Here is a 13,366-nt window from a genome sequence, read left to right on the forward strand (position 1 = left end):
GCTCTCCATAAAATTCAACTTATTGATCTACCTGTTGCTGGATACGCCTTTGACTCAATTTGTGATAGCTTCTGTCACAGATTGAAAATAACAAACTAAGATAATAGACAAGACCAGCCTTATAGCTATCTGCCTTTGTTGAGCAGATGAATACGCTTTTATACTGTATTTCCATAATTTATCAACTAGTACCACACGCTAGTCTGTCAAATAATTGACATAATTTTTAATCTAAAAAAGTCTGTACCCCTCCGGTAAAGCAAGCGTTCGACTGAGCTTACGCCGAAGTCTACGCGCAGCGTCTGTATACGACACGCTCCACGAAAGTAGAAAATCCGGCTGATTTAAACACAAAAACAAACCTAAAATCGTTTGACTGATTTGTACGAAGACTTGTTGTTCTCTTCAAGACGCTATGCGAATCGGTAGCATCCCGTCAGGAAGTGTCACAAAGAAGTCCAAAATCCAAAATTATTTGCCGGGTGAATCACACAAAGAACTAATTTTATATGAACGATAAACAGTCTTCTGAACCAACTCAGTCAAATACCACAGATGTTGAAATAGGGGAAGAAAAACAGCAGACTCAAAGCCATAAAATATTTCCAATTGTCGGGATTATAGCCTCTGCGGGGGGATTAGAAGCATTCACCCAGCTGCTAGAGCATTTACCAATTGATACAGGAATGGCATTTGTACTGATTCAGCACTTAGACCCCAATCATCAGAGCTTACTGACTGAGATTCTAGCTAAGACAACTCAGATGCCTGTTCACGAAGCCCACTCTGGCATAACCATAGAACCGAACCAAGTCTATATTATCCCCCCGAATGCGAAAATGACCCTGGAGCAAGGGATATTAAAACTCGTACCCCGTGAGAAAGTTGAAGGGAGATATAGGCCAGGTGATGCCTTTTTAAATTCATTGGCAGCAGAGCAGGGAAACAAAGCAATTAGTGTTATCCTCTCTGGAAGTGATGCAGACGGCACAATGGGAACACAGGCAATTAAGGCAGCTGGCGGTATTACCTTTGCTCAGTCTGAAACATCGGCTCAATTTCGGGAAATGCCCAGTATTGCCATTGCCACAGGTCATGTAGACTTTATCTTGTCACCACAAGAAATCGCCAAAGAACTGGCAAAAATTGCTCTTCATCCCAACTTTACCCGGTCGGTTCTTTCACCAATAGTCCAGCCACTTATCGAAAGTCAGGATGCCCTGCTGACAATCTTTACGTTACTGCAAACTGCAACCGGAGTTGACTTTAGCCGCTACAAGCAAACTACCTTAAAACGGCGACTTGATCGACGGATGATGCTGTACAATCTGGAACGGCTGGAGGATTACGTCGAGTATCTCCAAAACCATCCGGCTGAAGTACAGGCTTTATACCACGAGATTCTCATCAATGTCACCAGTTTTTTTCGTGACAGTAATGCTTACCAAGCCTTAAAGGAGAGAGTATTTCCGAGTATTGTTAAGGGTAAGTCATCGCAGTTGCCAATTCGGATTTGGGTGACAGGATGTGCTACTGGTCAGGAAGTTTACTCCATTGCCATTTGCTTATTAGAGTTTTTGGAAGATGTCATTTCCAAACCTGCTATCCAAATTTTTGCTACAGATATTAATGAAATAGGAATTGAAAAAGCCAGGTCAGGTATTTATAAGCAGAACGAAATAACGGATATTTCACCAGAAAGGCTCAGACGCTTTTTTATCGAAGTAGAGGGTGGATATCAAATCAGCAAATCAATTCGTGAACAGTGTATTTTTGCTAGACAAAACTTGATCAGTGATCCACCATTTTCTAATCTGGATCTGATTACTTGTCGAAATCTGCTGATTTATTTAGATTCTGGTTTACAAAAGCAGTTGATGACAATTTTCCATTACAGTCTCAAGCCCACAGGGTTTTTGATGTTAGGTAACTCAGAGAGTGCGGGAGAATTCTCAGACTTATTTGCTTTAGTAGATAGAAAGCACAAAATTTATTCTAAAAAGTTAGTAGCTACTAATCTGAATTTTAACTTTTCCAGCGGACACTATCCCGTAGCGAGAGTAAACCTTGACAAGAAAATGAGTGAGAAGTCTTGGGATATTGATGATTTACACAAAGAAGCTGACCAACTTGTTTTAAATCGTTATGCTCCAGTTGGTGTTTTGATCAGCGACAATATGGACATTCTCCAATTTCGGGGAGATACCAGTTGTTATTTAAGACCTGCTCCAGGTCAGCCCAGCTTCAATTTGCTGAAAATGGCTCGAAAGGGCTTACTAGAAGAGTTGCGAACCGCAATTCATCAGTCCAAAAGGCTGAATGTTTCCGTAAGAAAGGAAAATTTACAGATTGATGGCAGTGAATCGCCCAGAAAAGTTAATGTTGAGGTGATTCCGGTCAAAACTCCCTTCGTCGTAGAAAGTCGCTACTTTCTTGTCTTATTTGAAGATGTACTTTCATTACCAGAGCAAACTGTTCTAACACCTGAAAATCAAGAACAGGCAAACATAGTTCCTGAAATATTTCGATTCAAACAGGAACTGGTAGCTGCTAAACAGGAGTTGGCGCTGACTCAAGAGTATTTAGAGTCGATGATTTTGGAGCAAGAAGCCACGACTCAAGACTTAAAAGTGGCAAATGAAGAAATTCTGTCGAGCAACGAAGAACTACAAAGCACTAATGAAGAGTTACAAACAGCAAAAGAAGAGGTTCAAGCAACCAATGAAGAACTAAAAACAACCAACGAAGAACTACACAGTCGGAATCTAGAATTACACCAGGTCAACAACGATCTGTTGAATTTGCTTAGTAGTGTGAATATTCCGATTTTAATCTTGGCAAATGATTTGCGAATTCGGCGCTTCACTCCCACAGCACAGCAACTCCTCAATTTGATTCCTACAGATGTGGGGCGACCATTTAGTGATATTCGCTCCACGATAAATGTTCCTAATTTAGAGTCCTTGCTCCTAGAAGTGATTGACACCCTGAATGTCAAAGAACTAGAAGTGCAAGACCAGCAAGGGCATTGGTATAATCTGCGAATTAGACCTTACAGGACTACAAGTAATCAAATTGATGGCGTGGTGATGGTATTGATGGATATTGATGTTATCAAACGCAGCGCCCAGCAGCTAGAGCAGTCCCGTAATTATGCTGAAGCAATTGTGGAAACTGTGCCACAGCCTTTAGTGGTGATTGATTCTAGTTTACGAGTTGTGACAGCCAATCAGGCTTTTTATCAAACGTTCCAAATTTCCTCAGCAAAAACAGAGCAGCAACTGATATTCGAGCTAGGAAACGGTCAGTGGAACATTCCCAATCTGATCATGCTTCTAGAAGAAATTTTCCTCAAAAATACTCGGCTTCACGACTTTGAGGTAGAGAGCGTCTTTGAGAAAATTGGGTACAGAATTATGCTGCTCAATGGCTGTAAAATTATTCAACAAGACAATGAACAGATGATTCTGCTGGCAATTCAGGATATTACTCAACAGAAACAGTTTGCCGCAGAACGCGCTCAGTTATTGTTTCAGGAGCAGTCAGCCCGCTTGCAAGCAGAGATATCTAACCGCGCCAAAGATGAGTTTTTATCTATTCTCTCCCATGAACTTCGCAACCCGCTGAATGCCATTTTGGGGTGGTCTCAGTTACTCCGTATGCAAAATCTTGAGGCAGATAAAATTTCTCTAGGACTTGAAGTTATCGAGCGCTGCGCTAGGGTACAAACCCAACTAATTGAGGATCTTCTAGACATCTCCCGCATTACGACTGGTAAACTCCGTCTGAACAATAGCCTCATTGATCTCGTCCCTGTGATTGGTTCATCTCTTGAAGTTGTGCGGTTGTCCGCAGAGGCTAAAAACATTCAGATTACATCCCAGATACAACCTGGAATTGGCAAAGTACTGGGTGATATAGACCGTTTGCAACAGATACTCTGGAATTTGTTTTCTAATGCTGTGAAATTTACTCCTGAAGGGGGACGTATTGAAGTCACACTGAAGCGTGTTGATTCCCAAGCCGAGATTCGAGTTAGTGACACGGGTATTGGTATCGCTAATGACTTTCTTCCTTATGTTTTTGAGCGTTTTCGTCAGGCTGATAGCACCAAAACTCGCGCCTATAATGGAATTGGGTTGGGATTATCAATTGTGCGTTATTTGGTCGAACTTCATGGTGGTACGGTTTATGCAGAAAGTCCGGGTGAGGGGCTAGGGACAACCATAATCGTTAGGCTACCGCTTTCTGCCACGATTCAGGAAAACTATTTGCCTGGTGATACTGAGAAGTTCCCATTAGCAGAAGGTCTGGAATCATCTGTTGATGGTCTGCCGTCACTGGAAGGTTTGCGTATACTCGTTGTGGATGATGAGGCGGATATGCGTGAATTATTGATGACGATGCTGAATAAATATGGGGCTGAGGTGACGATGGCCGCATCTGCTAAGGACGCGCTCTCAATACTCACAACTAATCCTGGTAGATATGATGTGCTGCTATCTGATATTGGGATGATCAACCAGGATGGCTATAGTTTAATCCGCCAGGTGCGATCGCTTAGTGCTGAAGCAGGAGGACAAATTCCCGCAGCCGCGCTGACTGGATATGTTCGTAATGAGGAATGCCAAGAAGCTTATTTGGCAGGTTTTCAAATGCATATGGCTAAACCCATTCAGCTAGATCAACTGGTAATCATGGTTGCAAATCTAGCTGGACGAGGTAACAGTGTGTGAAGGAGAGGTAAGAGGTACAAGGTCTATTAGTATCTCTTGCTTCTTCTGCGCCTGAATTTTCTGAGCAGTATTTTTAGATAACGAAAACTCAAATAACGTTTATACCTTTGGGCGACTTCTTTACCTACCAATAGCACACCCAACCAAAATATAACTTCAGCTAAAACCAATAATGCTGGTATTAATAAGGCTTTTTGAGCTACGGAAATTGGCAGAAATGGGATAATTATAGCGATCGCTAACCACGGAAAAAATGAAACAATAATTAAAACCAAACCCAGCTTTTGCATAATTCCTGTTTGTAACAGAATCTGAGTTTAGTGTTTTTATCTGTTTGACTGGAGTGGCTTATCCTACATTGTGGATTTTTTTTGTTTCGCGCAAAGACGCAGAGGCGCAAAGGAAAGAGCGCAAAGAATGGTTTATTTTATTTGCATAAAATCTCTGTGTAGTGAAATGTATAGAGTTACAATTGGGTAGTGATAGTGAACACATTATTTACCTATAATTTCGGACAACTTAGGGAATGGGAATTGGTGGATGGCTACAAAGCTCACCACTCGGACAGAAATAATTCTGCAATATCAAGGGACAGAAGAAAGTATCATTTTTGAGTTATATCGAGATGAGCTATTACCACCAAAGGAAGTAGAATTTTAATCATGGAATATCTACTTGATACTTGCGTAGTTAGTGATTTTGTTAAGGGAGAAGAAAGCACCCTCAAGAAATTAAAATCTATCTCTCCTTCGGATATTTTCATTTTATCAGGCAGAGCCTTCCAGACTTCATTCCCAGCCAGAGACAGGGAACGAGAAACAAGAAATTAATTTATTTGATTAAATATTTGCTCACAAATGCAGATGGAGTTAAACATTCAAACTCTCCTGTTTCCTGGGCTAAAATCCGAATTAACTTATGATTAGCAGAAACAAAACATTGAGAATTTCCTGCTTTTGCAGTCAAATAAACCCCTACATCTTCACGGGGAATAACTCCTTCTGCTTCCATTGTACCCAAGGCAGAATCATCTATTTGAACATAACGAACTTTTAAATTCTGCCAAATTAGTCCAATAATTTCACCCGCCCAGTCTTTATTTTTTAACCGTTTAGCAACTCTGGAAATTTGGTCAATTAACTCCTCAGAAATAACTACTTCAACTCCATCATTACCTTGAGTTTTCCACCCTAACCATTGCAGAATTTTCCCTTCATTACTCTCTAAATCAACTGCACCAATTAGATAAACATTAGTATCTAAAAAAATTAGCTTAGGAATAGTTTTCATTTTATTGAATCTTGTTGCTGTTGGCGTTCTGCCACTATTTCTCGTTTAACTTCTTGCACAAGATCGATAATTTTTTCTCTGGAATCATAGCCAGCATCAGTCAACGCCTGTTTTAATTCCTGTTCTAATTGTTTTGCTGACATCAGATGACGCTGTTGATGTTCACTGATGTTTGTCGAAAATTCAATGGTATCTGCGTCTGTTTCTGCAAATACAATAATCACTCGCACTGAACTAGGTAAATTACCTTCAATGGGATAATCTAAAGATAATTGACCTTGTGCATCAATTTTACCTGTGGCTTGGATTGCTTTCATAAAAGTTTTTAGTCTGATTTGATGAAGAATTTGATGACAATGGATATATTTTAACAAAGCTGTAAACTTTGAAAACATTATCCTTATTATCAATAATAACAATTAACCAATAACTAATTCTTAATCCCCGTCGCCGCAATACCGCGAATAAACTGCCTTTGTCCAATTAGAAATAACACCATGACTGGTACAGTAGAAATCGTCACTGCTGCCATCATCAACGGCCAATTATTGGTAAATTGTTCTTGAAATTCTGCTAATGCTAACTGCACTGTTCTTAATTCTGGGCGTGTAGTAAATACTAAAGGCTTAAATAAATCGTTCCATTCCCCAATAAAGGTGAACAAAAACAGCGTTACTAACGCTGGACGTGCTAAAGGTAACATGATGCGCCACAAAATTTGCAGTCGGTTCGCGCCATCAATGGCTGCTGCTTCTTCCAATTCTACGGGAATTGTCTGGAAATATTGACGTAACAGAAAAATGCCAAAGCCGTTTACCGCAGTTGGTAAAATCAAAGCCCAGTAGGTATTGATCATGTGTCCCCACTTCAAAACTAAAAAGATGGGAATCACTAATAACTGAAAGGGAATTACCAAAGTTGCTAGTACCACTAACAATAGCGCTTGTCTTCCCCGAAATTTCAGCCTGGCGAGGGCGTAACCTGCTAAAGCAGATGTGATAATTTGAAAAGCCGTAACTGCGATCGCTACCAAGGTAGAATTAGCAAATGCTAGTAAAAACTTCCCTCGTTCCCAAGCTTCGCGGTAATTAGCTAAAGTCCAGTTATTTTTTCCCAAAACTCCTGGAGTTGTACCCGCAGGTGAGAAGGAGGTGAGAAAGACCACAATCAAAGGCAGTAAAACGATAAATGCTCCTAGCACTAACACTACCAGACTCCACAAATTTGTATTTTTCAGATTCCAGTTTGGCTTGGACATCAGTTATGCCTCTAAAACAGTCATTTTTTAGTATTAGAGCATTACCTCTAGTAAAAACTCATCTAATCACCATAATTTCTTGTTAAGTTAAATTAAACCACAGTGATTATCATCCTTAATTCCTGGGGTAAGTTAGATTTTAGTATCAAATAATTCAGGGTTACGGAGTAAACATACCATGCAGCAGCTTGTTGAACAAATTGAAAAAATTGATTTCCAAAGCGAAAAATACAAAGACGCATATAGTCGTATTAATGCAATTGTGATTGAAGGGGAACAAGAAGCCCATGATAATTACATCCAACTGGCTGAACTGCTACCAGAAAGCAAAGAAGACCTAATTCGGTTATCGAAGATGGAAAGCCGCCACAAGAAAGGATTTGAGGCTTGTGGACGCAATTTGCAAGTTACACCAGATATGCAATTTGCTCAGGAGTTTTTCTCAGGACTGCACCAAAATTTTCAAACTGCGGCGGCAGAAGGTAAAGTTGTTACTTGCTTGCTGATTCAAGCTTTAATTATCGAATGTTTTGCGATCGCTGCATACAACATCTACATTCCTGTCGCTGATGATTTTGCCCGCAAAATTACTGAAGGTGTCGTTAAAGAAGAATACAGTCATCTTAATTTTGGCGAAGTTTGGCTCAAAGAAAACTTTGCAGAATCCAAAGCTGAATTAGAAACAGCTAACCGCCAAAATCTGCCCCTTGTCTGGAAAATGCTCAACCAAGTAGCAGATGATGCCCACGTCTTGGCAATGGAAAAAGAAGCCTTAGTAGAAGATTTCATGATTCAATACGGTGAAGCATTAAGTAACATCGGCTTCACAACGCGTGATATTATGCGTCTCTCAGCTTACGGACTCATACCTGTCTAAATATCCCCATAGGGGTGACTAACCTGTTACCCCTGATGAAAAAAATTAAGGTAGCATCTATTTTCCCAACCCAACCTACACCTCAAATCGGGAGTGTAATTACAAATTAAGAATTATTTGCACACTTTATGTAGTATTTTTAAGGATTAGACATCATAATCCTATCCCAACTTGGCATAGTTAGTATTGTTTGCGATTTCTGGAACAGTCTTTTAGTCAAAACTGTGAATCCAAAATCGTTCGACTGAGCGTCACCGCACTGATCTTGCCGTAAGTCCTACGGACAGGCTGCGCCAACACGTAGCGTCCCGCAGGGAAGTGTCACGCCGAAGTCCAAAATCTAAAATCCAAAATTGGTACTGCCCACAAATTCCACGCTTTTGACAGCACTCGCCTAATATATCACTACATGTTTGGTCTAATTGGACATCTGACTAGTTTAGAACACGCTCAATCCGTAGCTCAAGAATTGGGATACCCAGAATATGCCGATCAAGGGCTAGACTTTTGGTGTAGCGCCCCGCCGCAAATTGTCGATCACATTACCGTTACCAGTATCACGGGACAAAAAATTGAAGGCCGGTATGTAGAATCTTGCTTTTTGCCGGAAATGCTGGCAAATCGCCGTATTAAAGCTGCAACTCGCAAAATTCTCAACGCCATGGCCCATGCTCAAAAGCATGGCATTGATATCACGGCTTTAGGTGGGTTTTCTTCAATTATTTTTGAGAACTTTAATTTAGAGCAGTTTAGCCAAGTCCGAAACGTCAAATTAGAATTTGAACGCTTCACAACAGGAAATACCCATACAGCCTACATTATCTGTCGGCAGGTGGAAGAAGCTTCTAAGCAATTAGGAATAGAATTGTCGAAAGCAACTGTGGCTGTGTGTGGGGCTACAGGGGATATTGGTAGTGCAGTCACACGCTGGTTAGATAAAAAAACAGATGTCCAAGAATTACTCCTCATAGCCCGTAACCAAGAACGTCTCCAAGAACTACAAGCAGAACTGGGACGGGGTAAAATCATGGGTTTACAGGAGGCACTACCCCAAGCAGATATTGTAGTTTGGGTTGCTAGTATGCCTAAAGGTGTAGAAATTGACCCCACAGTATTGAAGCAACCTTGTTTGCTAATTGATGGTGGCTATCCGAAAAATTTAGGGATGAAAATTCAGCATCCTGGTGTGTATGTGTTAAATGGTGGAATTGTCGAGCATTCCCTAGATATTGACTGGAAAATTATGAAAATTGTCAATATGGATGTACCAGCACGTCAGTTGTTTGCTTGTTTTGCGGAATCAATGCTGCTGGAATTTGAGAAGTTATACACAAACTTTTCTTGGGGTCGCAATCAGATTACCGTAGATAAAATGGAGCAAATTGGTCGGGTGTCCATTAAACACGGTTTTAGACCATTGTTAGTTTAGGTAATGGGTGATGGGTAATAGGTAATAGCAATTAATGACTTTTTCCATAATCCCTGCCAATTACCAATTCTTAATCCTCAATTACCCATTACCAATTACCAATTACCAATTACCAATTACCAATCCCTAACTATGGCAATTACTGAGCGCAAACCACTACTGTTGGATTTTGAAAAGCCGTTAGCAGAACTGGCTACCCGGATTAACCAAATTCGGCAACTTGCAGAAGAAAATGGCGTTGATGTTTCTGGTCAAATTCGCCAACTAGAAACCAGGGCTATGCAATTGCGTGAGGAAATTTTTAGCAGTCTCACCCCATCTCAGAGGCTGCAAGTAGCTAGACATCCTCGCCGTCCCAGTACTCTAGATTACATTCAGGCAATCAGTGATGAATGGATGGAGTTACATGGCGATCGCTGTGGAGGTGATGATCCAGCTTTAGTTGGTGGTGTTGGTCGTCTGGGTGGACAACCTGTGGTGATGTTAGGGCATCAAAAAGGCCGGGATACCAAAGATAACGTCGCCCGGAATTTTGGTATGGCTGCACCTGGGGGCTATCGTAAAGCCTTGCGGTTAATGGAACACGCCAACAAGTTTAGTATGCCGATTGTGACATTTATCGACACTCCAGGAGCTTGGGCGGGTATAGAAGCCGAACATCAAGGACAAGGAGAAGCGATCGCTTACAACTTACGGCAAATGTTTTGCTTTGATGTGCCAATTCTCTGTACAGTCATTGGTGAAGGTGGTTCCGGTGGTGCTTTGGGTATTGGTGTGGGCGATCGCTTATTGATGTTTGAACACTCAGTTTACACCGTTGCTACCCCAGAAGCCTGTGCCGCTATTTTGTGGAAAGATGCCAGCAAAGCCCCTCAAGCAGCTGTGGCCTTAAAAATTATTTCCCATGACCTGAAAAACCTGGGCATTATCGACCAAATATTATCTGAACCCATCGGGGGCGCTCATTCTGACCCCTTGAGTGCAGCTACAACTCTCAAGCAAGCCTTGTTGGATAACTTGGATGAACTCAATCGCTTAACTGCGAGCGAACGCCGCCAACTCCGCTATGAGAAATTCCGCAAAATTGGTGTCTTTACCGAACTCGCTCACTAAAAATAATAGCTACAATACCATAGCACTACAGCAGTGCTATAATTGCCTAGGGCTGCTTAAAGATTTTTAACAATCTTATCAGCTATAGGCATTTGTGTTTGTGTGTTCAGCAAATGAACCCCATTTGATGGGCGAATTTGCCTAGTATTCAATAATTGGCTTTGAGTTTACAACCTGATTTTCCAGGAAGATATTTGTTGTCCTAACTGGGAAAACTAGCTGTAGGCAATATACCCATAATGGCAATGCATTATAGCACCTGTCATAAAAAACAATCGGATTTTTAGATTTATTTAATTTATGGGAGGCTGGTGTCTCACAACACTGCCAGAAAATGGGGAGATACCATGAGTTTTGAGCAGAAACGACGCGCTCTGATTACCGGAGCCAGCAGTGGAATTGGGAAAGCAACGGCTTTAGCCTTTGCAAAGGCGGGAATCGATGTCGCCTTAGTCAGCCGTTCTGAGGATAAATTGGCAGCGGTGGCACAAACAGCTATAGAAATCGGGGTGGAAGCAAAAGCCTTCACTATGGATTTAGCTTGTGTTTCCCAAGTAAAAACCAAAATCCAAGCGATCGCCCATGAGTTTGGCGACATAGATATTCTCGTCAACAATGCTGGTATGGGATACACCGCCAATTTGAGCGAAACCCCCTTAGAAGACTGGCAACAGGTGATTAACTTAAATCTCACTAGCGCCTTTATGTGCATGATGGGCATTTTGCCAGAAATGCGGCAACGGGGTACAGGCACAATTATCAATGTCGCTTCCATTGCTGCCAAACAAGCCTTTGCTGGTTGGGGAGCCTACTGTGTTAGCAAAGCTGGCTTACTAGCCCTTTCTCAAACCCTGGCTCAAGAAGAACGAGTCCACGGTATTCGTGTAACTGCTATTTGTCCAGGTTCGGTCAATACTGAAATTTGGGACACAGCAACAGTTAATGCTGACTTTGACCGTACAAAAATGTTAACCCCGGAAATTGTAGCTCAGACAATTCTCCACACTGTCTTACTCCCACAGCAAGCAGTTATTGAAGAATTAACTTTGATGTCGAATGCGGGTGTTCTCTAAATCGGTAATTGAGTCATTTATTTTTTCATGCCCAATTACCAATTACCAATTACCAATTACCATAATTCAATCATGACTATCGCTAGTTCTAACGGTTCCAATCGCTCGACATCTCCTTTGATTCCTGACTTAGAAGAAGCCATTAATCCCCGACCTGACCGTAATACTCATGATGGACGGCAACCCGATTTGCATCCGCCTACAGAGGAACATACCGAGCAAATGATGGAGGCCGTGCGGGCAATACTAGTAGGAGTTGGCGAAGATCCAGAACGCGAAGGACTCCTAAAAACACCCAAGCGCGTAGCCGAAGCCATGCAGTTTCTCACCAGTGGCTACAACCAATCTTTAGAAAAGCTCGTAAATGGTGCCATCTTTGACGAAGGTCATGACGAGATGGTGCTAGTTAGAGATATTAATTTCTTTAGTTTGTGTGAACATCATATGTTGCCATTTATGGGTAGAGCGCACGTTGCTTATATCCCTAATCAAAAAGTTGTGGGATTGAGTAAACTAGCCCGGATTGTAGAGATGTATTCCCGCCGCTTGCAAGTACAGGAAAGACTGACTCGGCAAATCGCTGAAGCAGTTCAGACAATTCTCGAACCTAAGGGTGTTGCAGTTGTTATGGAAGCCTCTCATATGTGCATGGTCATGAGAGGTGTGCAAAAGCCCGGTTCTTGGACAGTGACTAGTTCTATGGTGGGTGTATTCCAAGAAGAGCAAAAAACCCGCGAAGAATTCTTCAACTTAATTCGTCACCAAGCATCATTCTTTTAGGGACTGGGAAGAGGCAGGGGGGCAGGGAGCAGGGGGAGGGAAATTCGCTCTTTCTTATTTGTAACCTGTCACCTAATTCCCTAATCTTTGAAACAATAAAGCTACTTTGTCTAAGTCTTTATTACCTGGTGAACTTTCTACACCGCTTGATAAATCAATACCATTGGGTTTTACCTGACTTAACGCGTCCATAATATTATCTGGTGTAAGTCCTCCGGCTAAAAACCAAGGACAAGCCGGGCTAAATTCCTGTAGCATCTGCCAATCTAAGGTTTTACCTGTACCTCCTAACTGTTGAGGATGATAGGCATCAAGAAGTAGGGTATCTACATCTTTGGTGTAGTTAGCTGCTGTTTGTAGATGCTCTAGACTGCGAACTCTCATTGCTTTAATGATTTCTACCTGGGGTAGAGATTGACGTAATTGATGGCAAAATGCTGGAGATTCATCACCGTGTAACTGAACACCAGTCAAACCTGATGCCAAAACTGTTTGGCTGATGTTGGTAATGCTGGTGTTGGCAAAAACACCAATTCTGTCAATATTTCTAGGGAGTTGGGCGATCGCTATCTGAATTTGCTCTATGGTAACGTAGCGCGGTGAAGTCGGTACGCAAATAAAGCCTAGTGCTGTTGCACCCTGAGAAGCGATCGCTAGAGACTGCTCTGGTTGCGTGATGCCGCAAATTTTAACCCGCATTTAAAGAAAGAGAAATTAAAAATAATCACAAAAGTAACCTAAATTAGGCAAAAAAGTTTTGCTTTGTCCTACGGAATTTTATAATCTTGTAGGTTTACATTCATTTTTTCA

At 41.6% G+C, this 13,366-nt stretch carries 11 protein-coding genes; 6 read left to right on the plus strand and 5 right to left on the minus strand.

What is annotated here, in order from left to right:
- Positions 1-509 precede the first annotated feature (509 nt).
- Positions 510-4,736 carry a chemotaxis protein CheB gene (locus ACSQ6I_RS10970; protein ID WP_438890381.1) on the plus strand — a complete coding sequence of 1,409 codons (4,227 nt, stop codon included), beginning with the start codon at positions 510-512 and terminating at the stop codon, positions 4,734-4,736.
- Positions 4,737-4,762: 26 nt separating this feature from the next.
- On the opposite strand, the gene ACSQ6I_RS10975 is transcribed toward ACSQ6I_RS10970, so the two are convergent.
- The 4 genes from ACSQ6I_RS10975 to ACSQ6I_RS10990 all read right to left on the minus strand — a co-directional run bounded on the left by ACSQ6I_RS10975 (position 4,763) and on the right by ACSQ6I_RS10990 (position 7,284).
- Positions 4,763-5,026 (minus strand): transporter suffix domain-containing protein, encoded by a 264-nt coding sequence (locus tag ACSQ6I_RS10975; RefSeq protein ID WP_438890382.1) that lies wholly within the window; start codon positions 5,024-5,026, stop codon positions 4,763-4,765.
- 541 nt (positions 5,027-5,567) lie between these two features.
- Positions 5,568-6,026: a hypothetical protein gene (locus tag ACSQ6I_RS10980; protein ID WP_438890383.1), complete on the minus strand. Its 459-nt coding sequence runs from the start codon at positions 6,024-6,026 to the stop codon at positions 5,568-5,570.
- Entirely contained in the window at positions 6,023-6,343 is a 321-nt protein-coding gene (locus ACSQ6I_RS10985; protein WP_438890384.1) for a hypothetical protein, read from the minus strand. Before ACSQ6I_RS10985 ends, ACSQ6I_RS10980 begins: the two co-directional genes overlap by 4 nt.
- A gap of 113 nt (positions 6,344-6,456) precedes the next feature.
- Positions 6,457-7,284, minus strand: a complete 828-nt coding sequence (locus tag ACSQ6I_RS10990; protein WP_438890385.1) for a carbohydrate ABC transporter permease — start codon at positions 7,282-7,284, stop codon at positions 6,457-6,459.
- 178 nt (positions 7,285-7,462) lie between these two features.
- Here ACSQ6I_RS10990 and ACSQ6I_RS10995 point away from each other — a divergent pair, with 178 nt between their 5' ends.
- The 5 genes from ACSQ6I_RS10995 (at position 7,463) to folE (ending at position 12,556) form a co-directional block, all read left to right on the plus strand.
- The gene (locus ACSQ6I_RS10995) at positions 7,463-8,161 is read left to right on the plus strand and encodes an aldehyde oxygenase (deformylating) (protein WP_438890386.1); all 699 of its coding nucleotides are present in this window, start codon (positions 7,463-7,465) and stop codon (positions 8,159-8,161) included.
- A gap of 409 nt (positions 8,162-8,570) precedes the next feature.
- Positions 8,571-9,590 (plus strand): long-chain acyl-[acyl-carrier-protein] reductase, encoded by a 1,020-nt coding sequence (locus ACSQ6I_RS11000; RefSeq protein WP_438890387.1) that lies wholly within the window; start codon positions 8,571-8,573, stop codon positions 9,588-9,590.
- A gap of 132 nt (positions 9,591-9,722) precedes the next feature.
- A complete protein-coding gene (locus ACSQ6I_RS11005; protein ID WP_438890388.1) occupies positions 9,723-10,703 on the plus strand; it encodes an acetyl-CoA carboxylase carboxyltransferase subunit alpha in 981 nt (326 codons plus the stop codon).
- A 347-nt stretch (positions 10,704-11,050) separates the two neighbouring features.
- Positions 11,051-11,776: an SDR family oxidoreductase gene (locus tag ACSQ6I_RS11010; protein WP_438890475.1), complete on the plus strand. Its 726-nt coding sequence runs from the start codon at positions 11,051-11,053 to the stop codon at positions 11,774-11,776.
- Positions 11,777-11,848: 72 nt separating this feature from the next.
- Positions 11,849-12,556, plus strand: coding sequence for a GTP cyclohydrolase I FolE (folE, locus tag ACSQ6I_RS11015; RefSeq protein ID WP_438890476.1), 708 nt, complete (start codon positions 11,849-11,851; stop codon positions 12,554-12,556).
- Between the two features lie 72 nt (positions 12,557-12,628).
- On the opposite strand, the gene ACSQ6I_RS11020 is transcribed toward folE, so the two are convergent.
- A complete protein-coding gene (locus ACSQ6I_RS11020) occupies positions 12,629-13,255 on the minus strand; it encodes a phosphoribosylanthranilate isomerase (protein ID WP_438890389.1) in 627 nt (208 codons plus the stop codon).
- Between the last annotated feature and the right edge of the window lie 111 nt (positions 13,256-13,366).

Origin of the sequence: Anabaena sp. WFMT (assembly GCF_051781005.1) — a bacterium.
Lineage (GTDB): Bacteria > Cyanobacteriota > Cyanobacteriia > Cyanobacteriales > Nostocaceae > Anabaena.